This is a genomic window from Parvibaculum sp. (assembly GCF_049651025.1).
Classification (GTDB): domain Bacteria; phylum Pseudomonadota; class Alphaproteobacteria; order Parvibaculales; family Parvibaculaceae; genus Parvibaculum.
Genome location: NZ_JBASBH010000050.1, coordinates 1 through 22,557, shown reverse-complemented (window position 1 = coordinate 22,557; position 22,557 = coordinate 1). Strand labels below are relative to the sequence as shown.

At 61.7% G+C, this 22,557-nt stretch carries 22 protein-coding genes; 13 read left to right on the top strand and 9 right to left on the bottom strand.

What is annotated here, in order from left to right; translation table 11 throughout:
* A partial coding sequence (gene pcaF / locus WA943_RS06395) for a 3-oxoadipyl-CoA thiolase (protein ID WP_424469024.1) occupies positions 1–1,014 on the bottom strand: 1,014 nt, incomplete at its 3' end.
* A 67-nt stretch (positions 1,015–1,081) separates the two neighbouring features.
* Entirely contained in the window at positions 1,082–2,215 is a 1,134-nt protein-coding gene (locus WA943_RS06390; RefSeq protein WP_424469023.1) for a DUF2336 domain-containing protein, read from the bottom strand.
* Positions 2,216–2,476: 261 nt separating this feature from the next.
* Between WA943_RS06390 and WA943_RS06385 the strand changes: the two genes are divergently transcribed.
* Both WA943_RS06385 and WA943_RS06380 read left to right on the top strand, forming a co-directional pair.
* Entirely contained in the window at positions 2,477–3,268 is a 792-nt protein-coding gene (locus tag WA943_RS06385; protein ID WP_424469022.1) for an isocitrate lyase/PEP mutase family protein, read from the top strand.
* Between the two features lie 84 nt (positions 3,269–3,352).
* Entirely contained in the window at positions 3,353–4,552 is a 1,200-nt protein-coding gene (locus WA943_RS06380; protein WP_424469021.1) for a CaiB/BaiF CoA transferase family protein, read from the top strand.
* Between the two features lie 29 nt (positions 4,553–4,581).
* On the opposite strand, the gene WA943_RS06375 is transcribed toward WA943_RS06380, so the two are convergent.
* Complete coding sequence (locus WA943_RS06375) at positions 4,582–5,565, bottom strand: lytic transglycosylase domain-containing protein (protein WP_424469020.1); 984 nt, start codon at positions 5,563–5,565, stop codon at positions 4,582–4,584.
* 170 nt (positions 5,566–5,735) lie between these two features.
* On the opposite strand from WA943_RS06375, the gene WA943_RS06370 reads away from it, so the two are divergent.
* The gene (locus WA943_RS06370; protein WP_424469019.1) at positions 5,736–7,163 is read left to right on the top strand and encodes a spinster family MFS transporter; all 1,428 of its coding nucleotides are present in this window, start codon (positions 5,736–5,738) and stop codon (positions 7,161–7,163) included.
* Between the two features lie 56 nt (positions 7,164–7,219).
* Here WA943_RS06370 and WA943_RS06365 read toward each other — a convergent pair whose 3' ends face one another.
* The 3 genes from WA943_RS06365 to WA943_RS06355 form a co-directional block, all read right to left on the bottom strand.
* Positions 7,220–7,672 (bottom strand): response regulator, encoded by a 453-nt coding sequence (locus WA943_RS06365; RefSeq protein ID WP_424469018.1) that lies wholly within the window; start codon positions 7,670–7,672, stop codon positions 7,220–7,222.
* A gap of 113 nt (positions 7,673–7,785) precedes the next feature.
* A complete protein-coding gene (locus WA943_RS06360; RefSeq protein WP_424469017.1) occupies positions 7,786–8,193 on the bottom strand; it encodes an HIT domain-containing protein in 408 nt (135 codons plus the stop codon).
* A 2-nt stretch (positions 8,194–8,195) separates the two neighbouring features.
* A complete protein-coding gene (locus WA943_RS06355; protein ID WP_424469016.1) occupies positions 8,196–9,365 on the bottom strand; it encodes an acyl-CoA dehydrogenase family protein in 1,170 nt (389 codons plus the stop codon).
* A gap of 74 nt (positions 9,366–9,439) precedes the next feature.
* Between WA943_RS06355 and WA943_RS06350 the strand changes: the two genes are divergently transcribed.
* The 7 genes from WA943_RS06350 to WA943_RS06320 all read left to right on the top strand — a co-directional run bounded on the left by WA943_RS06350 (position 9,440) and on the right by WA943_RS06320 (position 17,721).
* Positions 9,440–9,898 carry a MaoC family dehydratase gene (locus WA943_RS06350; RefSeq protein WP_424469015.1) on the top strand — a complete coding sequence of 153 codons (459 nt, stop codon included), beginning with the start codon at positions 9,440–9,442 and terminating at the stop codon, positions 9,896–9,898.
* 2 nt (positions 9,899–9,900) lie between these two features.
* Positions 9,901–10,779, top strand: coding sequence for an HpcH/HpaI aldolase/citrate lyase family protein (locus WA943_RS06345; RefSeq protein ID WP_424469014.1), 879 nt, complete (start codon positions 9,901–9,903; stop codon positions 10,777–10,779).
* A gap of 15 nt (positions 10,780–10,794) precedes the next feature.
* Complete coding sequence (locus WA943_RS06340) at positions 10,795–11,712, top strand: 2-hydroxyacid dehydrogenase (RefSeq protein WP_424469013.1); 918 nt, start codon at positions 10,795–10,797, stop codon at positions 11,710–11,712.
* Positions 11,713–11,906: 194 nt separating this feature from the next.
* Positions 11,907–13,451: a WS/DGAT/MGAT family O-acyltransferase gene (locus WA943_RS06335; RefSeq protein ID WP_424469012.1), complete on the top strand. Its 1,545-nt coding sequence runs from the start codon at positions 11,907–11,909 to the stop codon at positions 13,449–13,451.
* An 83-nt stretch (positions 13,452–13,534) separates the two neighbouring features.
* Complete coding sequence (locus WA943_RS06330; protein WP_424469011.1) at positions 13,535–15,274, top strand: N-acyl-D-amino-acid deacylase family protein; 1,740 nt, start codon at positions 13,535–13,537, stop codon at positions 15,272–15,274.
* A gap of 115 nt (positions 15,275–15,389) precedes the next feature.
* Positions 15,390–16,823, top strand: coding sequence for a tetratricopeptide repeat protein (locus tag WA943_RS06325; RefSeq protein ID WP_424469010.1), 1,434 nt, complete (start codon positions 15,390–15,392; stop codon positions 16,821–16,823).
* An 82-nt stretch (positions 16,824–16,905) separates the two neighbouring features.
* The gene (locus WA943_RS06320) at positions 16,906–17,721 is read left to right on the top strand and encodes a phytanoyl-CoA dioxygenase family protein (RefSeq protein WP_424469009.1); all 816 of its coding nucleotides are present in this window, start codon (positions 16,906–16,908) and stop codon (positions 17,719–17,721) included.
* On the opposite strand, the gene WA943_RS06315 is transcribed toward WA943_RS06320, so the two are convergent.
* A complete protein-coding gene (locus WA943_RS06315; RefSeq protein ID WP_424469008.1) occupies positions 17,718–18,446 on the bottom strand; it encodes an HAD family hydrolase in 729 nt (242 codons plus the stop codon). The two genes, WA943_RS06320 and WA943_RS06315, sit on opposite strands and share 4 nt — an antisense overlap.
* A 77-nt stretch (positions 18,447–18,523) precedes the next feature.
* Here WA943_RS06315 and WA943_RS06310 point away from each other — a divergent pair, with 77 nt between their 5' ends.
* The gene (locus WA943_RS06310) at positions 18,524–18,796 is read left to right on the top strand and encodes a hypothetical protein (RefSeq protein WP_424469007.1); all 273 of its coding nucleotides are present in this window, start codon (positions 18,524–18,526) and stop codon (positions 18,794–18,796) included.
* A gap of 10 nt (positions 18,797–18,806) precedes the next feature.
* Here the strand turns inward: WA943_RS06310 and WA943_RS06305 are convergent, their stop codons facing one another.
* The gene (locus WA943_RS06305) at positions 18,807–19,388 is read right to left on the bottom strand and encodes a nitroreductase family protein (protein WP_424469006.1); all 582 of its coding nucleotides are present in this window, start codon (positions 19,386–19,388) and stop codon (positions 18,807–18,809) included.
* Positions 19,389–19,520: 132 nt separating this feature from the next.
* On the opposite strand from WA943_RS06305, the gene WA943_RS06300 reads away from it, so the two are divergent.
* Positions 19,521–20,306 (top strand): hypothetical protein, encoded by a 786-nt coding sequence (locus WA943_RS06300; RefSeq protein ID WP_424469005.1) that lies wholly within the window; start codon positions 19,521–19,523, stop codon positions 20,304–20,306.
* Here WA943_RS06300 and WA943_RS06295 read toward each other — a convergent pair.
* Positions 20,274–22,061: a hypothetical protein gene (locus tag WA943_RS06295; RefSeq protein WP_424469004.1), complete on the bottom strand. Its 1,788-nt coding sequence runs from the start codon at positions 22,059–22,061 to the stop codon at positions 20,274–20,276. The two genes, WA943_RS06300 and WA943_RS06295, sit on opposite strands and share 33 nt — an antisense overlap.
* Before the next feature lie 140 nt (positions 22,062–22,201).
* Between WA943_RS06295 and WA943_RS06290 the strand changes: the two genes are divergently transcribed.
* Positions 22,202–22,525, top strand: a complete 324-nt coding sequence (locus tag WA943_RS06290) for an ArsR/SmtB family transcription factor (RefSeq protein WP_424469003.1) — start codon at positions 22,202–22,204, stop codon at positions 22,523–22,525.
* Positions 22,526–22,557: the final 32 nt, after the last annotated feature.

Genomic DNA, 22,557 nt, shown 5'->3' with positions numbered 1-22,557 from the left:
GCGCAACACGGCAAGGCCCTGCGACGCAAAAGCTTCGTTGAGTTCGATGACTTCGATGTCGCCGATATTGAGGCCGGATTTCTCCAGCACTTTCCGGGTCGCTGGCGCAGGCCCGATGCCCATGATGCGCGGCGGCACGCCCGCGCTCGCCATGGCGACAATGCGCGCCCGCGGCGTCAGACCATGTGCCTTGACCGCCTCGGCAGACGCGATGATCAACGCGCAAGCGCCGTCATTGACGCCGGATGCGTTGCCCGCCGTCACCGTGCCGCCCTGCCGGAACGGCGTCGGCAATTTGGCCAGCGCCTCAAGCGTCGTATCGGGGCGCGGATGCTCGTCCTCGCCGACCACCGTCTCGCCCTTCTTACCGGAAATCGTGACCGGCACGATTTCCTTCTCGAAGCGACCAGACTTCATCGCCGCACCGGCGCGCTGCTGGCTGCGAACCGAGAAAGCGTCCTGATCGGCGCGTGAAATCTGAAACTCCTCGGCGACATTCTCCGCCGTCTCCGGCATCGAATGCGTGCCGTATTGCCGCTGCATCAACGGATTGATGAAGCGCCAGCCGATGGTGGTGTCGTAAATCTGCGCATCACGCGAAAAGGCGCTGGTCGCCTTGCCCATCACAAAAGGCGCGCGCGACATGCTCTCGACGCCACCCGCAATCATCAGCTCCGCATCGCCGGACTTGATCGCGCGCGCCGCTGTGCCGACCGCATCCATTCCGGAGCCGCAAAGCCGGTTGACCGTCGATCCACCGACCGTCTCGGGCAGGCCCGCCAACAGGGCCGACATGCGCGCGACGTTGCGATTGTCCTCACCCGCCTGATTGGCGCAGCCGTAAATCACATCATCCACGCGTTCCCAATTGATCGAGGGATTGCGCGCCATCAGAGCCATGATCGGAACCGCGCCAAGATCGTCTGCGCGAACGGCAGCAAGAGAACCGGCATAACGTCCGATTGGTGTTCGCACTGCATCGCAGATGAAAGCTTCGCGCGTCGTATGGTTCATGGCTCGTCCCCGATTGAAATGAGGACGCGAACCTATCAGTTTGCGAAGGGATCGTGAAGGTTCGGACTTAAGCCGCCCGAGTGCTCCAGGGCAAGGCGCGCGCCGAGCGTGCCAGCCGGTCGAGCAGAAGGTCGAGGTCCCGCGCTTCGACTTCGCGGTAATGCGGCGCTATACGCTCCAGCATCCGCTGGCGCAGAAGGGCGTTGTCGCGAAGATCGCTCGTTTCACGCGTAACATCGAGCGCCGCCCGGAATGCGGAATAGAAAACCTCAGGCATGCCCGCCCGTGCATAAACGGCGCGAAACCCCAGCGCGCCGACATCGTGAATAAGCCGCACGGAGCGCTCCAGAGGGATGGCGGCAAGAAACGCGAAAGCCGCTTCGACGAAATTCATCTCGCCTGCACATATCGCGCGCAAAAGCAGCGGAGCCGTCAACCGTCCATGTTCGGCAAGCTGGGCGGCGAGACGTGCCATATCGTCGGGATTTGTCTTTCCGATCATATCGACCAGAGCGCGCTCGCGAGATTGGTCTTCAAGCAGCGATGCAGTCGCAAAGTCGATATTGTGCCGCTCGACCAGATAGTCGCGCAGCCGCTTCGACACCATCGTGACAAGGCGCTCGACCAGCAACCCGGGAAGATCGCTGCGGCTTGCCATGGGATCGAGAATGCCTTCATCCGCCGGATAGCGGTCGATGATCTTCTCGAGAGCTTCGGGCTGGATAACAGCGCCTTCATTTGCGACCAGCGCAATGACGGCCCGGCGATCGGCCGCGCGCGCGATGGCATCGCACGCGCCAGAGCCCAGTTTGGCCCTGCTCGCAATTACGCATTGCCGATGAGGCCCGCCGCTCAGCACCAGCTCGATCAGATCTTCATCCGTCAGCACACTGGAATATTCGAGAACGGGCTGCGCGACTTCATCGATGTCATGCGCAAGTTGCAGCACGATGTCGTGAGGTGCATCCACCAGATTACTCAAGGCATTGGAAAGCGCCAGACGGACGGTCGCCGCAACATCATGGACAAGATAGCCGAGAATTTCATGTGCGAGTTCGCGCTCGCGCGGCGTCAGAATGACATTGCGGAACTGCGAGGCAACCTTGACCGCAATTTCGGCGCGCGCATCTTCCGTCGGCTCTGAGAGGAGCCGCTTCACGTCGGCGATCGACAATCTTTCCTGCGTCGAGCGTTCTTGCATCGGGCCTCGCGCGCGAAGGCGCCTTGAACTGCGATCAGGCATCAACCCTAAACGAAACTCTTTAACGAGCGTTCAACATGAAAGCCGAATAACTGCGCCACTTTTAACGAATTGCGGCAGCCGGATGCGCCTGTTTCATGAAATTGGCTCTCGCGCCGCAGCACCGGGTGACAGAGTCTCCTTTTGGCGAGAACTGGCATTCCCTCTGCCGCAGATTTGACGGAAGCTGCCACCAGCAAGAAATCAACGCGAGGCATTCCCATGGACAAGAACCAGCAAAAGCAGCGCGCGACCGCATTCGCCGCGCTCCACCGCAAGGGCGACCCGATCAAACTCTTCAACATCTGGGATGCGGCCAGCGCGCAGGCGGTCGCAAAAGCGGGCGCCGCGGCTATCGCCACGTCGAGCTTTGCCTTGGCGCATGCGCATGGGGCCAAGGACCGCGAGAACCTGCCCCGCGATTTGCTGATCGCCTCGGTAGAGCAGATCGCCAACACGGTCGATCTCCCAGTGACGGTCGATGCGGAATCCGGATACGGCCACGCGCCGGAAACGGTGGGCGAAACCGTCAGCCTCATCATCGAGGCGGGCGGCATCGGCATGAATTTCGAAGACCAGATCATAGGCGGCGACGGCATCTTCCCGCTCGACACGCAAGTCACCCGGATCGCAGCCGCACGCGCCGCCGCCGACAAAGCTGGCCTCCCCTTTTTCCTCAATGCCCGCACCGACATATTTCTGCGCAGCCCCCGCGAGCAACATGAGGAAAATCTCGATCAGGCAATTGCCCGCGGGAATGCCTATGCAAAGGCAGGCGCGAGCGGCTTTTTCGTCCCCGGCCTCCTCGATCCCTCGCTGATCGAAAGGCTCTGCAAGGAGGTCGCGCTGCCGGTCAACATCATGGCAAGCCCGGCCGCGCCCTCGGCAACGGAGCTGGCAAAACTCGGCGTCTCCCGGATAAGCCTCGGCGCCTGGCCGATGCGCGACATGCTGGCGAAACTCGAAGCAACGGCGAAAGACTATTTTGCGACAGGCGTCGCGAAATCAGGTTGACGCGACGACCCCTATTCCCGCGCCTTTGACAGCCTGTCAGTTTCATGGATGATCCGACCCAACAAGACATTGAAGGGAATGGACATGCTCGAAGGTATCAAGGTCATCGAGATGGCGACTTACATCGCCGCACCGGGCGCTGCCGGAATTCTCGCGGATTGGGGCGCAGAGGTCATCAAGATCGAGCCGCTTGCGGGCTGTCCCATGCGCTACACCATGGCGAATATGGGCGCCGACCATCTGAAGGGCAGCCCGATTTTCGACCTCGATAATCGCGGCAAGAAGGGCATCGCCATCAACACCGCAACGCCTGAAGGCGTCGAGGCGGTAAAGCGACTGGTGAAAGATGCCGACGTTTTCATCACCAATGTCCGCCCCGGCGGTCTCGAGCGCGCGGGCCTCGATTACAAATCGCTGGCCGCGGTCAACCCGCGCCTCGTTTACGCAAGCGTCACCGGCTATGGCCTCGAAGGCGCCGAGCGCGACCGCCCCGGCTTCGACGTCGCCGCATTTTATGCCCGCTCAGGCTTTGGCTATTTGCAGACCGTGAAAGGCTCCGAACCGACGACGCTGCGCACTGGCATCGGCGATCATACGACCAGCATGGCAACCGTCGGCGGCATTCTGGCCGCCATCGTCGAGCGCCAGACGACCGGCAAGGGCCGCCTTGTCGAAGCCTCGCTCCTTCGCGCAGGCATCTATGCGGCGGGCTCCGATACCGCCGTGCAGCTCAAATACGGCAAGCTCGGCTCCACCAAGTCGCGCCATGAATCCGTCGCCCCGCTCAGCAACTTCTTCAAGGCAAAGGGCGATGCCTGGTTCGTCATCGTGCCCCGTCAGGGTTCGATCGACTGGAAGGCCGTCCTGCGCGTCATCGGCAAGCCGGAGCTTGAAACCGACGAGCGCTTCGCAAACCCCAAGGCCCGCCGCGCCAACGCAGCCCAGCTTGTCGATATCCTCGACGCAGCCTTTGCCGCGCATGATCTCGACCATTGGCGCGCGAAGCTTGATGCCGAAGACATGATCTGGGCGCCGCTTATGCGCCCGAGCGACGTAGCAAAAGACCCGCAGGCCATAGCGGCAGGTGCTTTTGTCGAAGTGCCGGAACATGACGGCAGCGGGACATATCTCGCCCCGGCCTCGCCCATCCGCTTTCCCGGTGCCGATGACGGCCCGAAAGGCCCCGCCCCGGCACTCGGCGAACACACGCTCGAGGTGCTCCGTGCATTTGGCTACAGCGAAGCGGAAATCGAAGGGTTGAAGGCGGCGAAGGCAATCGCCTGACGCCACAAAGGCTCGGCCTCGGGTACTGACTACCCGAGAGCCAGGCCGCCGCGCGGAAGCATGCGGCGCTCATTCTCGCGCTCTTTGTCCTTGTCGTCATCGGCGCCACGCGTCGAACTGGCGGCATTCGGCACATCGAGCGAGGCGAGGATCTGAACCACGGCGGGAGACATTCTCAACGGCGAACGACCGCCGAGCCCCGCCGCAGACATGGCGCTGGTGGAATAGGCACTCGAATAAGGCGTGGCAGTCGCGCTCGACATGTCGGTGGAAGCCGGCGCATCCGCTTCCGTCACATCGTCCGCACCTGTCAGTGCATTGGTGAGCGCGCCAAGCGACGCGGCTCCGGCTGCCTCGGCCAGTGGAGGCCGGGCGGCAATCTCGAAACGGGGAGCCGAGACGCCTTCATGCTTGGCAACCAGATTGCTGTAGACCTCGGCCACGCTGCGCGGCTGTCCATCACGAGTATAAAAGATCGAGCGATTGGCGGCTGCAGCGTCGGGAAAGAGCAAATCCGCCCGCGCATTGGGCGCGTCTTCTGAACTCGAGATCAGCTTCGATGCGCCACCCGCGCCGAGGAAATGCGCAATGTAAAGTTCGCCGCCGCTGACCGAGCGCCCCAGCTTGCCCTCAAGCGTCTCGCGACTGTTATTCGTATAGGCCCCGGCCATCAGTGCGGACACTTCCGGGTCGTTGCGCAGGGCAAGAATTGCCTGCCGGGCGGCAGGATCGGCCACCACGTAGCGGCCCTTGGAATCCTGCGAAATGGCGTCGGCATATTGACCAAGGCCGAGATCGCCGCCGTCTTTCTTCATCGTTCCGAGCCAGCTTTGCTGGGTGAACTGAAATAGTCCGCAAGCCGTGGAAGTACTTGATTTTGCCGAGCAATCAAGGCTCGACTCGCGCATCGCCGTGTTCAACAAATAGTTGAAGTCGGCACCCGTCTTTGCGCTCGCCTGCTGGAGTGCAGCGGCGATCTGGGGCTGGGCGGCGATGGCTTGCAGAAGACTCATTGTCGATGACCTTTGGCTTTGTTGCCAATCAGGTCGCAAGCACCGTGCCACCGCCATATCCACCGCCTCGCAAAGACATTAACGATGGTGGGCGGGGCAAAATTCCGGTCTACAATTACTAGAACAGTCGACCAGCAAGAGTCGGCGAAAGCGCATCAGGGAGGAAATATATGGCCGAGATCGAAGTCGCCTCGGAGGTGGAGGACGTTCTGCATCGCGCACCGGAGGAGCCGGCAGCGGCGGAAGCGCCTTATCCGAGCCGGATCTATGCCTGGTACGTCGTCGGTGTCTTCGTCCTCGCCTACACCTTCTCATTCATCGACCGGCAGATTCTGAGCCTGCTGGTCGGACCGATGAAGCGCGATCTGGACATTTCCGACACGCAGGTCAGCCTTCTCCTGGGCATCGCCTTCGCCATTTTCTATGCCTTCATGGGCCTGCCCATCGGCCGCATGGTCGATCGGCGCAACCGCATCAGCATCATCGCGATCGGCGTCTTCTCCTGGAGCCTGATGACGGCTTTAAGTGGAACTGCAAAGGCTTACTGGCAGCTCTTTATCTATCGTATGGGCGTCGGTGTCGGCGAAGCCGCCCTCACGCCAGCCGCCTACTCCATCATTTCCGACTATTTCCCGCCCAAACGCCTCGGCATCGCCATCGGCGTTTACGGCATCGGCGTCTATATCGGCGCAGGCCTGGCGCTCGTCATCGGTTCCTTTGCCATCAGTTGGGCGACACATATCGGCGACATCACGCTGCCGATCATTGGTCATGTCTATTCGTGGCAGCTCGTTTTCTTTGTCGTCGGCCTGCCCGGCATTCTCGTCGCCCTCTGGGTGAAGACGTTGCGCGAGCCCGTTCGTCGTGGCCATATGCGCCGTGAAACAGGCACCGATGGCGTGACGCGCGACGTCGAAGTCCCGTTCCGCGAGGTGCTGGCCTATCTGCGGGCGAATGCCCCCGCCTTTTTCGCCCTGAATCTCTGCTTCGCCATGCTTGCCATGATGGCCTATGGCACGGCGGCCTGGGTGCCGACATTCTTTGCCCGCACCCATGGCTGGAGCGCCGCCCATATCGGACGCGACTATGGCCTCATCATCATGATCTTCGGAACGCTCGGCGTCGTCGCGGGCGGCGCGCTCGGGGATTACGTCTGTTCGAAGGGCTACCGGAACGGGCGCATCATGGTCATGGCCTGCACGGGGCTCGTCACCATGCCCTTCGCCATCGCCTTCCCTCTGGTCGACAACCCCTATGTCGCGCTGGGGCTGCTCGCGCCGGCGAGCTTCTTTGCGACCTTCACGACCGCCGTCGGCCCGTCCGCGCTCATGGCAATGATGCCGAACCAGATGCGCGGCTTTTCCTCTGCGCTCTCCGGCCTCATCGTCAGCCTGATCGGGCTGGGCCTCGGCCCAACCATGATCGCGCTCGTTACCGACTATGTTTTCAAGGACGAGCAAATGCTGCGCTACTCGCTCGCCTATGTGCCGCCCATCGTTCTCTTTGGCGGATCGATCCTCGGCTTCCTCGCGCTTCGGCCCTATCTCAAGAGCCTCGACTACCTGGACACTTGGTGTAGCGATAACGAAAAATCGTGATTTATCTATGTTTTAAGAGCCAAAGCTGACCTCATAAATCACATGAGGCGCGGCGATTAAACGGCCTTGCCGAAGGTGCGAAAGCGCCAGGAACTGGAATTGTCCTGAACAAGCCTTGTCGCACGGGGACGCGCGGCAAGGTGGCCGCGGGCCTTGGCCTGAGCGAGCTTGAAGGAGAGAAGCTCCCGGTCGAACGGCTTAATGAGATAGTCGTCAGCACCCGCCTCGAGCGCGGCGCGAACAGCCGCCGGGCCGCTATTCTCAGTCACGAAGAAGATGCAGGCATTGCGTCCCTCGGGCAGATCGCGGATCGCGCCGACAAGCGCCGCGCCCTCAAAGCCCGGAAGCCGTGCGTCGACAATGATGAGATCGGGCGACAGCCCTTCGACAAGCGAAAGAGCCTCGGCACCGTCGCGCGCGCCCGCAACCTCAAAGCCGAGGCTTTCAAAGAGGAACTGCGCGGCCCGCCGAAGCGGTGCGGATGAATCGGCGATAAGAACGCTCGCCATGGCCCAATCTCCTGCAAAGGAAACCCCGATAAGGGAGCTTCCAAAGGAGGCGGGCCCGACTCACGCCAGCCCACCGATGGGCCAAAGATAGGACTGGAGAGATAAACCAAAAGTTAACCTAGAAGGCCCTTTTTTAACTTTTCGATAAGGGCGCCAGCCTCGTCGGGCTTATAGGGCTCGGCCACGCCCTGTCCCCAGACTGGCTGAGGCCAGGCGGCATCCCCGGCAAAGCGGGCGACGATGTGGACATGAAGCTGAGGCACCATATTGCCCAACGCCGCCACATTGAGCTTGTCGGCCCCTGTCAGCGCCTTCAGCACCGCAGACATCTGGTCGATCTCGCCCTGAAACGCCGCCTTGTCCGCCTTGGCCACATCATGAAAATCGCGCAAGCCATCGCGCCGGGGGACGAGGATCACCCATGGGTATCGCTGGTCGTCCATCAGCAACACCCGGCACAGCGGGAGGTCCTTCACTGTCCAGGTATCGGCGGCGAGGCGTTCATGGAGATGGAAGGTCATGATCAATAGGACTTCGGCAGGCCGAGCACCCGCTCGGCAATGAAACTCAGGATAAGCTCGCGGCTGACCGGCGCGATGCGCGCGATCATCACTTCGCGCAAATAGCGTTCGACGTGGAACTCCTTGGCATAGCCCATGCCGCCATGCGTCATCACCGCCGTTTCGCAGGCGTGAAAGCCCGCTTCGGCGGCGAGATATTTGCCCGCATTGGCCTCCGCGCCGCAATCCTTGCCGGCGTCGTAGAGCGCCGCAGCCTTGAAGACCATCAGATTGGCGGCCTCAAGCTCCGCCCAGCATTTGGCCAGCGGATGCTGGATCGCCTGATTTTTTCCGATGGGTCGCCCGAAGACCTCGCGCTCGCGCGCATATTCGGTCGCCTTCTTCAGCGCGATGCGCCCGACGCCGACCGCCTCCGCGCCGATCAGCACGCGCTCGGGGTTGAGCCCGTGAAGCAGATAGTGAAACCCCTTCCCTTCCTCGCCGATCAGATCCTCCTTGGGAATACGAAGTCCGTCGAAGAAGACCGCATTGGAGTCGACCGCCTTGCGCCCCATCTTCTCGATCTCGCGCACCTCCGTCGCGCCGCCGCGATCGAGATCCGTATAAAAGAGCGAAAGCCCCTCGGTGGGCTTCACGCATTTTTCCTTCGCCGTGGTGCGGGCGAGCAGCAGGATCTTGTTCGCGCTCTGCGCCGTCGAGGTCCACATCTTGCGGCCGTGAACGACATAGGCCTTGCCGTCCCACTCGGCCCGCGTCGAGATGGCGGTCGTGTTGAGCCCCGCATCCGGCTCCGTCACGCCGAAGCAGCAACGGTCCTTGCCCGCAATGAGCGGCGGCAGGTTTCTCTGCTTCTGCTCGTCGGTGCCGAAGACGACGACGGGCATCGGCCCGAAGAGATTGATGTGAATGGCCGACGCGCCCGAAAGGCAGGCGCCCGACTCGGCAATGGTCTGGGCGACGATGGCCGCTTCCGTGACGCCGAGACCGGAGCCGCCATAGGCCTCAGGCATGGCAACGCCGAGCCAGCCGCCATCGGCAATGTCGCGCACGAAGTCGTCGGGAAAGCCGCCTTCCCTGTCATGCTTCAGCCAATAGGCGTCGTCATACTTCGCGCAGGTTTTGGCCACTGCGTCGCGTATTGCCTGCTGGTCCTCGGAGAAGGAGAAATCCATACCGCCCCTCATTTTTTGTCTGTTGTCGTTTCGGCGGCTATAACCTAGCCCGTCGCAAGTGGGAGAGAAACAATATGCCGGGACTCTATTTCGAAGAATTCACGGACGGGCAGCTTTTCAAGCATTCGATCACCCGAACCGTGACCGAGACGGACAATGTCCTCTTCTCGACCATGACCATGAACCCCGCCGCGCTCCATCTCGACCATCACTATGCGGCGACCGAAACCGAATTCGGCAAGCCGCTGGTGAACAGCCTGTTCACGCTCGGCCTGATGATCGGCATATCGGTGCATGACACGACGCACGGAACGACCGTCGCCAATCTCGGCATGACGGATGTGACCTTCCCCAAGCCCGTCTTTCAGGGCGACACGCTGCGCATCGAAACGAAAGTGCTTGCCAAGCGCCGCTCGAAGTCGCGGCCAAAGGCAGGCATCGTCACCTTTGAACACAAGGCCTATAACCAGCGCGGTGAGGAAGTCGCCTCATGCACGCGGCAAGCCTTCATGCACGCGCGCGGAGAAGCCTGATCATGCGTTCCTTCCTTTTCGTTCCTGCCGACAGTGAGAAAAAACTCGCCAAGGGCGCAAGCTCCGGCGCCGATGCGCTGATCCTCGACCTTGAGGATTCCGTCGCCCTCTCCAACAAGGAAGCCGCGCGAAAGAACGCCGCCGACTTTCTGAAAAGCGCCGACCCGCATGGGCCCAAGCTCTGCGTCCGCATGAATGCGCTCGACACGCCGCTCTGGAAAGACGATCTGAAATCCGTCGTCGCCGCCGCACCTCACGCGATCCTCGTTCCCAAAACCATTTCGGGCGCCTGCATTGCAAAAGTCGCTGGCCATCTGACGGAACTCGAAGCGGAAGCAGGCTTGCGCAGCGACACGATCAAGCTTTTCTGCGTCGCCACAGAAACCGCCGCATCGATGTTCAACCTCAACACCTATGCAGGATCGAGCCCGCGCCTCTTTGCAATGACCTGGGGTGCGGAAGATCTCGCTGCAGCGCTCGGCGCGCGCGACAACAAGGATGAGAGCGGCAATTACACAGGCCCCTATCAGATGGCGCGGACGCTGACACTTCTCGGCGCGGTTGCCGCAGGCGTCATTCCGCTCGACAGCATCTACAAGGATTTCCGCGACGAGGCAGGCCTTGAGCTTGAGGCACGCGCCGCCGCGCGCGACGGCTTCACCGCCAAAATGGCGATCCATCCCGCGCAGGTTCCCGTCATCAACCGCGTCTTCACGCCGTCTGACGAAGACCTCGCCCATGCCCGCGCCGTCATCGAGATATTCGAAAAGGCAGGTGATGTCGGCGTCGTCGCGCTTGATGGCGTGATGCTCGACATTCCGCATCTGAAGCAGGCGCGGGCTTTGCTCGCGCGCGCAGAGGCTGCCAAAGCAATTCAGTAACCACCGGAGAGCGTGATGAAACCGACCCTGCTGCTTGCCATTCCCCTTGGCAAAGCCTTCGAACAGAAATTTGCCGAACGCTACACGCTGACATCCGACATGAACGAGCGCAAAGAAGCGGAAGCGCTCATCACAATAGGTGCGCTCCCGGCGGATGGCGGCTTCATGGATTCAATGCCCAAGCTGAAGCTCATTTCCTGCTTTGGCTCAGGCTATGAAAGCATCGATCTTGAAGCGGCAGCAAAGCGCGGCATCAAGGTGACGAACACCGTCGGCGCCAACTCGGCGACGGTGGCGGACCACGCCGTCGCGCTCCTTCTCGCCTCGGTCCGGCATGTCGTGTCGAGCGACAAGCTGATACGAGCCGGAAAATGGCGCGGCGACGATATCGGCAAGGTGCTTTTCTCGCCGGGCATGACGGGACGCCGCATCGGCATTCTCGGCCTTGGAACAATCGGCTGGAAGATCGCCGAGCGTCTCGCCGCCTTTGAAACCGAAGTCGCCTATTTCAGCCGCACGAAGAAGCCCGATGCACCCTGGCGCTATTTCGACTCGCTCCTGGCGCTTGCGGAATGGGCGGACGTGCTGATGATCGCCCACCGCGCCGATGAATCGAACCGCCATCTGATCAATGCCGAGGTCCTGAAAGCCATTGGACCGGAAGGCCACATCGTCAACATCTCGCGCGGCTCGGCGGTCGATGAAGACGCGCTGATCGCCGCACTGAAAAACGGCACGATTGCCGGCGCGGGCCTCGACGTCTTCGACGACGAGCCGAACGTGCGGCCGGAATTCATCGAGCTGCCGAACGTCGTCCTGACGCCGCATATCGGCGGCGGCACGCGCGAGGCCTTCGCCGCCATGTCCAATGCGGTGCTCGCCAATGTCGATGCGTTCTTCGACGGCAGGCCGCTGCCGAACCCGGTGGTTTAAGGCCCTCACCCTCCCACGCCCTTGGCGCGGCCCCCCTCTCCCGCAAGCGGGAGAGGGGTTCCATCAGCCGCATCTTTCTAGCCCTCTCCCTCTGGGAGAGGGCTGGGTGAGGGCCTTCCTTCCGCTCTTCCCTCGCCGCCTCCATCTGTGAAACACTCGACGCGAAGGAATACGCGTTGGGAGGCGCGGCGGGGATGGCAAGGCTCAATCTACAGGATGCAGCGTTTCTGCAGGTCGAAACGGCGGAATGCCCGGCGCATGTGGCCGGGCTCCAGATCTTCAAATTGCCGAAAAACTACAAGGGCAATTTCTTCCGCGAGATGATGATGCGGATCGACCAGAGCGTACCGCCCGCTCCTCCCTTCAACATGAAACTCAAAAGCGAAACGCTCTCGCTCGATGTCCTGCCGAGCTGGGTCGAGGACAAGAATTTCGACCTCGACTATCACGTCCGCTATTCGGCTCTGCCCGCACCCGGATCGATGGATCAATTGATGAAGCTCGTCGAGCGGCTGCATTCGCGCCTTCTCGACCGCACCCGCCCGCTCTGGGAGTGCTATTACATCGAAGGCCTTGAAAACAATCAGGTCGCGCTCTATTTCAAAATCCACCACGCCTGCGTCGATGGTGTCGCCGCCATGTCGATCCTCGACCGCGTGATGTCGAGAACGCGCGCATCGAAGAAAGTTACAGGCATCTGGCAGGTCGCCACAGCGAACGGCGAACCTGCAACGCCGCCGAAACTGATGGACCGGCTGACGCGCACCTATTCCGGCCTGCTCGGACAAGCGCGCTCGGTGCAGCAGCTTTCAACGACAGCCGTGAAATCTGGCCTGCAGGCGATCTCCGGCGGCACGCGCAAATCGCCGATGCCGTTTACCGCGCCCGCAACGCCGTTCAACCAGACGATCACCCGGCATCGCCGCTTCGCGACGCATACGATCCCGCTCTCGCGCGTCAAAGGCATCGCAAAAGACCTGAACGTCACGATCAATGATGTCGTATTGGCAATCTGCTCAGGCGCAATCCGCCGCTATCTGAAGGATCATGGCGCGCTGCCTGCAAAGCCCGTCCTCGCCATGTGCCCCGTCTCCGTGCGCCCAAAAGGCGCGGAGCAACGCGGCAATCAGATTTCAATGATCGTCACGACGCTGGCGACCAACGAAAGCGACACGATCGCGAGGCTGCGCTGCATTCATGACTCGGCAAGCGAGGCGAAGGAAAAACTCGGCGAACTCGCGCGAGAGGCCTCCACCAATTACGCGCTTCTGATGAACGGCGTCATCCTGCTCTCGCAGGCGCTCGGCCTCGGCAACAAGGTTGCACCGCCCGCAAACCTCGTCATCTCCAACGTCCCCGGCCCGCGCGAGAAACTTTATCTGATGGGCGCCGAACTGGTTCACAACTATCCGATGTCGGTCCTCGTTCATGGACAGGCGCTCAACATCACCGTGACGAGCTATGCGGACGAACTCGATTTCGGCCTGCTCGGTGCGCGCGAGGCGCTGCCCGATCTGAACAAGCTCGCCGACTATATCGGCACGGCCTGCGACGAACTCGAGATTGCCGACGAGGCGCATTTGTCCGGCCAAGCCGAGACGGCGCGGCAGAAGCTCGCCGAACGACGGACGGCCAAGGAGGCACCAACCTCGAAGGCCAAACGCCCCAAAAAGGCCAACGGACACGCCAAACTCGTGGAGGATTTGCCCCCTCCTGCTCCCGGTATGCGAGAAAACTAGACTGAGGTCTATTTTATTATTGCAGACCGGATTGCGGCCCGTATAGTCCCTCCAAACAACATCGACTTTGGAGGAGGCAGGATATGCACGATCTGGTCATTCGCGGCGGTACGCTGGTAGACGGCACGGGCGCGGCCCCGCGCCTTGCCGACGTTGCCATCGACAACGGCATCATCACTGAAGTCGGCACCGTTACCGGCGCGGGCAAGCGCGAGATCGACGCGCAAGGCCATATCGTCACCCCCGGCTGGGTCGACATCCACACGCATTATGACGGCCAGGTCACCTGGGACCCGCTGATCACCCCTTCCTGCTGGCATGGCGTGACCACAGTCGTCATGGGCAATTGCGGCGTCGGCTTTGCGCCCGCCCGCCCCGACGCTCGCGAATGGCTCATCACGCTGATGGAAGGCGTCGAGGACATTCCGGGTTCCGCGCTTTCCGAAGGCATCAAATGGAACTGGGAAACCTTCCCGGAATATATGGACAGCCTCGACAAACAGGCCCGCGTGCTCGACGTGGCAACGCAGGTGCCCCACGGCTCCGTGCGCGCCTATGTGATGGGCGAGCGCGGCGCGCGCAACGAGGCCGCAACGCCTGAAGATGTCGAGGCCATGGCGAAGATCGTTCGCGAAGGCGTCGAAGCCGGCGCGCTCGGCTTTTCCACCTCGCGCACCATGCTGCATCTGTCGAAAGACGGCGAGCCCGTTCCCGGCACATTCGCCAACAAGGCGGAACTGATGGGCATTGGCCGCGCGCTCGGCGATGCAGGTCACGGCGTCTTTGAAATGGCCTCCGACATGACGCCCGCCGTCGACGAATTCATGTGGATGCAGGAACTGTCGGCGGAAACCGGCCTGCCCGTCACCTACGCGCTTCTCCAGTCACCGACCGAGCCGGAAAAATGGCGCGACGTGCTAGCGCTCACCGACACGGCGCGCAAGCAGGGCGCGAATGTCACGGCACAGATCGCCTGCCGCCCGACCGGCATGGTGCTTGGCTGGCAGAGCACGATCCATCCCTTCGTCGCGCGCGCCACATATGCATCAATCGCGCATCTCCCCTTCGCCCAGCGCCTTGTCGAGTTGAAGAACCCGGAAGTGCGCGCGCGTATCCTCGCCGACAAGTCGAAGGACATGGGCGTTCTCGGCATGATCATGACGCAGGGCTATGACCGCATGTTCCGTCTGGAAAATGACGGCAAGCTGGAATACGAACCCCGCGCAGAAGACAGTGTAGCCGCGCTCGCGGCAAGGACCGGTCAGGACCCCGCCGCAATCGTCTATGACATGCTCATGGAGAATGACGGGCGCGGCTACATCTACCTGCCGCTGCTGAACTACACGAACTTCAACTTCGACCACATTCGCGAAATGATGCAGCATCCGGCAACGGTGCTGAGCCTTTCGGACGGCGGCGCACATTGCGGCGTCATCTGCGATGCAAGCTTCCCGACCTATATGCTGACGCATTGGGCGCGCGACCGTTCGCGCGGCGAGCGCCTGCCGCTGGAACAGGTTGTGCGCATGCAGACGCGCGACACCGCGCGGCTTTACGGCCTGAACGATCGCGGCGTGGTTGCGCCCGGCATGAAGGCCGACGTCAACGTGATCGACTATGACGCGCTGCGCATCCTCGCGCCGGAAATGGTCTTCGACCTGCCTGCCGATGGCCGCCGCATGATCCAGAAGGCGGAAGGCTACCGCGCCACCATCGTCAGCGGCGCCATCACCTTCGAAAACGGCGAAGCGACCGGCGAAATGCCCGGCCGCCTCATTCGCGGCCCGCAGCGCGAGCCGCAAGCCCGCGCCGCAGCAGAATAACAAGACGTTATCGCGGCAAAGCCCTCCCCTCACGGGGAGGGCTTTTGCATTGACGCCCCCACTTCACCCGTGCAGCTTGTGGCCCAATCAAGCCAGCAAGCCACAGGATGACCCGGTGAACGATCAGATACAGTCGACGCAGGACGTAATGCAGCGCCGCGCCGATATTCTCGCGCTCTACAAGGCAGGCAAACGAGGCGATGCCGAGGCTGCCTGCCGCGACTTGCTGGCAGAATTGCCCGACGACGCCGAGACGCTGTCAATTCTCGCGGCCCTGCTGATCGACCGGCGAGAATTCGACGAGGCCGAACCGGCGCTGCGCCGCGCGCTTGAGCTGGCGCCCCATTCCCACATTCCCTGGACCAATCTCGGCCGCTTCCTGCAGCAGCATAATCGCTGGGGCGAGGCACAGGCGCATTACGCGCAAGCCGCAGCGCATTTCCCGGAAAATCCGGTGTTCCACGCAACGCTCGGCCAGATCTACCAGCGCGCCGGACAATTCGCGGATGCCGAGAACGCCTATCGCCATGCAAGCGCGCTGCAGCCGCAAAACCCTACGATGATCATGAACATTGGCATGGTGGTTCTGCGTCAGGACCGGCTCAATGAAGCAGCCGCACTGTTTGAACATGCAATCAAACTGGCGCCGGACCTTTCAGCCGCTTATGGAAATCTCGGCAATGCCGAACAGAAGCGCGGCAATCTCGCGGCAGCGGAGGCCGCCTATGAGCGCGCGTCTTCGCTCGATCCGAAAGACGCGCTCAGCTATGTCAGCCTCGGCCTCGTAAAACTGCGCCGGGGAGAGCCGCGCGAGGCTGCGGAAATTTTCGACCGCGCCATTGCGAGGCATGGCCCGGAGCGCCGCGCCGCCGCCTGGTTTCCTTATGCGCTGGCGCAAGACATGGGCCAGATGCCCGCAGGCTTCCGCGCCGAGCTTGCCCGTACCATCAGCCGCAAGACGCTGACGCCGCCGCCCGGCTATTCGTCCATGGCCGAGCTGAATCTCGCTCTCGTGGAAGCCCTTCGCGCCGATCCGACATTGACCTGGGAGCCTGCGGGCAAGGCAACGCGCATGGGGGGGCAAACGGGTCTCTTGCTCGACAATCCGCGCGAACCTTTTCTCGCTTTTGAAACAGCGCTGCGGAGCGCCATCGACGCGCATTTCGATTCAATCAAGGTCGAAAAGAAGCATCCCTATTTCGGCTTTGTACCGCGCACCTATCAACTCGACATGTGGGGAACGCTGCTGTCGGAAGGCGGCCACCAGCACTCGCATATTCATGTCGGTGGCTGGATGAGCGGCGTCTATTACGTGGCGCTGCCGCCCAGCATGGGCGCGGGCGGAGAAACGCGCGACGGCTGGATCGAATTCGGCAACCCGCCGCCAGATTTCGAGGCAGCATTCGAACCGCAGCCTCTGTCCTATGAGCCGAGGGAATGCGACGCCTTCTTCTTCCCGTCCTACGTCTTCCACCGCACACTGCCCTTCTCCGGTGGCGTACAGCGCATCAGCCTCGCTTTCGATGTGAAACCGACAAGCTGGCGCTAACCAAGGCACCACCGCCTGACATGGCCGGGGCTGGACGCCGGAATTACGCGGGCTATCATGGCGGCACGCAAGGGAGACGTTCATGAACAAGCAAGATGCAGCAAAGCACATCGCCGCTGTCGCCGATCGCGGCTACACGATCATCGAAAACGCCATCGCACCTGATCTGATCGATGCGCTGAATGCCGAACTTCTGCGGCTGGAGCGCAAGCACAATATCGTTCCCGCAAAGAACGGATTTGAAGGCCACCACACCGTCCGCATCTACAATCTTCTCGCCTACGGCAAATTGTTCGAGCGCATTCCCGTGCATGAAAATGTTCTGCCGGTGATTGAAGGCGTGCTCGATGACGGCTGCCTCATCTCGTCGCTTTCCTCGATCTCGATCGATCCCGGCGAAATCGCACAGCCTATTCACGCCGATGACCAGATCATGCCGGTTGCAAAGCCTCATGCGGCTTTCGTCTGCAACTCCATGTGGGCGCTGACCGACTTCACCGAAGAGAACGGCGCGACGCGCATCATTCCCGGTACGCATACCGCTGACGCTTCGCCCAATTACGGCGAGCACTACGACAGCATTCCCGCTGAAATGCCCAAAGGCTCGGTGCTCATATGGCACGGAAGTCTCTGGCATGGCGGCGGCGCCAACAAATCGAACGCGCGCCGCGTCGGCATCGCGATGAACTATTGCGCCGGCTATATCCGCCAGCAGGAAAACCAGCAGCTCGGCCTGCCACTCGATCTGGTCAAGACCTTCGAACCGCGCCTGCAGGAGCTTTGCGGCTTCGGCACCTATCGCAGCTTGATCGGCCATATCGACAAGAAAACACCGGCTCAACGCCTGCTCGGCGAAACACGCGATTTCAAATCCGTCTGGGATCTCGCGGACGGCTAACGCAAATCGTCGAGCAGCGCGGGAAGCTCGACGATGCTGCCGATGACAAAATCGGCATGCGGCGCGAGATCGCCATGTTCACTTGTTCCCGTGAGCACGCCGACGCGCAGCCCGGCGCCTGCCGCCTTGCCCATGTCGAGATCGTGGCGATTATCGCCAACGACAGCGACGTCGCGCGCCTGGAATGCCATCGCCTCGCAAAAGGCATGAACCATGCCCGGCGCAGGTTTGACGCCGTGGCCGCTGTCATAGCCGCAATGAAATGCAACGATCTCTCTCAGGCCGAAGCGATCGATCGTCGCATGAGCCGACGCCGCGCTGTCGTTCGTGGCGATGCCCACTTTTAAGCCTCTGCCGCTCAGCAGGCGGAGGAAAACGACAAGGTCCGTCACCGGCGCCGAAAGGATCGGCGCACGCAGGGCAAATAGTTCATCGAGACGCGCGACAAGCTCCGACGCCTCCCAGCCCGGCGCAAGAGAGCGCCAGGCAAAAGCCAGATCAGGCGTGTCGCCCGCCGCAATGACGCTGCCGGATGCGACCCTGCCCGTCACCGGATCATAGCCGCCCGCCCCCATGAGATGCGGGACAAGCGACGCCTCGCCCCTCGCCGCCATAAGCGCCGCTTCCTCAAGGATAGGCACCCATGTGCGGTGAAAGTCGAAAAGCGTGCCGTCCTTGTCGAACAACACGCCTTTGATCTGCAAGCCGGGCCGGTCTCTGTCCATTAAGTCATTTCCGATTGTCGCTGGAACCAGCCTATACTCACACGGGATGCGGCGAGCGAAAAACTCGGAGACAGCCGATGCGGGGATTCAAGATCACATTCGGATTGGCGCTTTTGCTCGTCAGTGCAGGCATCACGGCTGCCTGCTACGTGCAGAGCCACGGCGCAGGCATCGCGACAGGCTCGCTGCTTGCCATCGTCATCACCGCCTATCTCTATGACCACTGGCACCATCTTTTCGGCGGGCCCAAAAGCAACGCCGCTGCGCATCGGTCGAGCGCGACGACAATCGCGATGCATCAGGGCCGCCTCACCGCCATGCGGCGCGACGGCGATATCCCGACGCGCTGACACAGACGGCTCAGGCTGGTTTCCACTCCGTGCAGATATCCGCCAGCACCGGCCGCTCGCGCTCTTCATTCGGCAAGGTCTGGCTGCCGAAATAAATGAACCCCGCAACACGTTCGCTCTCGCCAAGCCCGAGCGCCCGCGCGATCTCCTCGTCGTAAGAATACCATTCCGTGAGCCAGCAGGACGCGAAACCCAGCGCGGTCGCCGCAACCAGCATGTTCTGGCATGAGGCGCCCGCAGACAGGCGCTGCTCCCATTCCGGCGCCTTGCGGCTCGGCACGATCCGCGAAATGACCGCGACGACGACAGGCGCTTGCAACAAGCGTCCGGCTTCAAGCGCCAGCCTGTCTTCATTCGCCGCAGGCTCGACCTGCGCAAACCGCGCTTTCAGAACTTCGCCGAAAGCGCCGCGCGCATCGTCCTTGAAGATGATGAACCGCCACGGCGCTAGCTTTCCGTGATCGGGAACGCGCGCGCCTGCACGCAGAATGGCTTCAAGCTGGCTCGCATCGGGGCCGGGTGCGGCCATCGTGAAGGGTTTGACCGAACGGCGCGTCAGCAAGAGATCGATGGTTTCCTGAGAACGAGGCAATGAACTGATCCTTGGGCTTCAGGGGAAACGGCAAAGTAGGCCAACGGGCTTTACAGAAGCAAGCCCGCCCCGCTACATCGTGCGGGGCATTGATGGGGGTAGGCCGTGACGCTTTCACGGATAGGGGCAGTATTGTGTTTTATTGTTGCGTTGAACGGCGTCGGATCTGCGCCTGCGTTTGCGGGTGCCTGGCCGCAAGCGCCAGGCGCAATCGAGATCATCGTACCCTTCACGATTGCCACCGCGTCTGAGGACTATGACGCAAAAGGCAAGTCCGAACGGCGCAATCGCTACACCAAGCGCGAGCTTGCGCCCTATATCGAATATGGGCTCACGAAAGACATTACCCTCGTCTCCACGCTCGCCCTGACGCACGAGGAAACCTCATGGCTCGGCAAGCCGCTGGTGCAGCGGGCCATTTCGCGCGTCGAAGCGGGCGCGCGTTTTACACTCGGCACGTGGCAGGAGACGCTGTTCTCGATCCAGCCGCTTCTCGCCTTTCATGGCGCAGAAAGCGAGGGCGATCCCTTCGCCTCGCGCCGCGGCGATATAGACGGCGAGATCGACCTGACCATGGGTCAGAATTTCAAACTGTTCGGAATGGACGGCTTCACCGACAATCTGATCGGCATCCGCGTAAAGCCCGCAAGCCGACCAAGCGAAGTGAAGGCCAATATCACCATCGGCCTGCGCCCTTTCGAGCGCACAATGTTCATGCTGAAAAGCGAGAGCTATGCGTCCTTCTCGGGCGGCGGCAGTGGCGCTCCATCGGAGGTGCAGTCCAACAAACTCGGCCTGTCATTCGTGCGCGAACTCGACGCGCCCGTCTCGGCGGAAATCTGCGCGATGACGAGTGTCAGCGGACGCAACACCATCAAGGAGCAATCAGTGAGCTTTGCCTTGTGGTATCGCTTCTAGGACCGTCTTTCCGCTTTCCGGCGCGGCGGTAAAATTCGTCGAAGCCGTTGCCGCCCGAAGCATGGCCAGCGTATCGATATCCGGCGGCGTATCGACGCCGCTTCCCGGCGCATGCGCCTGCAGATCGCTCAGCGTGAAATCCATCCGCGCGTCATAGGTGCGCTCGGTCTGGTTCCGCAAACGCTGCTCTGCCTCATACCATTGGCGCTTGACGCCATTGTCAGGGCAAGTGGCGAGCTCCTCGGCAGAGATCGCTCCCCAGCGCCGCTCCGCGCAGTGATAAGGATCGAACGAAAATCCGAAAAGGCGCTGGCGCGCTTCCTCAAATGTCATCACCCGCGCCGAGCCATCGCTCGCCTGATAGGTGATGGGGCATTGCCCGGCTTCCTGCTCATAGGCGCGAGCGAGATCGCCGGGGAGATCGACGCCTGCATAGGCGATGCTCTTGTCGCCCATCCGCGCCAGTTCCAGAAAACGCGCGGCCTGATCGCGCAACTCCTTGAACGATACCTTCAACCGCGCATCGCGCGACGGCGTCGAATATGTCTCCCAATCGCCGGATGTGCCGTAGATATTCTCCGGCAGCCGCGCCGGTTGCACTTGCGCGTTGAGCCCTGCCTTGACCGCAATGTCGACGGCTTCCACGCGGTAGCGCAGATCATCGCAAAGCCCCTTCACCATACTGCGCGTTTCCGCGACCGGATCGTAAACAATGTCATGCCCCGCCACGGCGCGGCGCACATAGTCGTAATAGTCGATCACCTCGCCCTTGAAGACGAAGCGGCCCGACTGCCAGCTCGCGGCGCGCACATTGCCGAAAAACTGCTCATCCGACCAGTCGGCAAGCTTGTCGTCGGGCGTCGGCACGATGACGCCGCCGACATAGCTCCCATCCGCACCTTGCCGAGCGCCGACCAGCGTCAGCGGCCGCCAGTTCTTGAACCCCGCCCCCATCGGCGCAGACGCCCGCACGAAACGTCGGCCATAATTTCCACGCGTCACCGAATTGTCGGGATGGCTATCGATAAAGCGGATACGGCCCTCATCGTCCACGTCATAGACGACTGCCACATGACCATTCGGGTCATATATATTCGTGCCCGGACGAATGGAACCGGGCGCTATCTTCACCGGATAAAAGTCGAACAGTTCGCCCCGCGTCGGTCCGGGCGCAAAGCGATACATGGCGCTCGAAATCGCGTTGTTGATGTTCCACAAGACCGTCCGCGCATTCGGCCATATCCCGTCCGCTGGCGGGCGCACATCCGTTCGCGCATAAACATAATTGCCGTAGCGCGAATAGCGCAGATCGTTGGAATTGCCGACCGCCGCAACACCGCTTGCATAGGAAAACGGCAACCCGTTCTTCCAGGCAAAATAGGCTCGCAGAAGATAAGGCAGGTCCGCGCAATCGGCGAAGAAGCTCAGACCCGCAGGATCGCTGGCGCGATAAATATTGGCGGCGCTTTTCAGACACTCGTCCGAGTTGCGGCAATTGCTCATGCCTATGGCGCGGACGAACTCGCCATAGGCGCGCTCGTCGCTGGCGCTCCATGCGAGCTTGGTGATCCGCCATTGCAGCCCGGCAGGCGCGGGCACTGCCGCCGCATCAAGCGTTTCACCGCCGCTGACGACGGGCGACATGGAGGTGACGGGCGCCATCGTTTCGGCTGGCGGAAGTTGCGGCTCATCGGCAATAGCGCCGCCCATGGATGCGCAAAGCGTCGCCAAAACGACAATCAACCAGCCCCTCATCGTCACAAGCCCTCGCTGCGCATGTTTGAGCCAAGTTAAACACATTCGAATGCAACGCGCTCCAAAGCCCGGCGGCCTTTGGCTCGAACGCATTAATTTAAATATTGACTTATTTAAGTGGATACTTCAATTTAACCGGCATGGAAAGTTTCACAGCCTTGGCCGACCCGACACGGCGGCGCATTGTAGAAATACTGGGTGACGGCGAACTCTCGGCGGGCGACATCGCGCGTCGCTTCGAGGTAAGCGCACCCGCCATTTCGCAGCATCTGAAAGCATTGAAAAGCGCGCGGCTCGTCCGTGTCCGCATCGATGCGCAGCGCCGCATCTATGCCCTCGACCCCGAAGGTTTGAACGAAATAGACCTCTGGCTGGCGCAGGTGCGCCGCTTCTGGAACCCGCGCCTCGATGCGCTGGATCGCGAACTCAGGAAAGCGGCAAAGAAAGACAAGGAGGGTTCATGAGCAGCAAGGGCGATACAGGAACACCGCCGCTT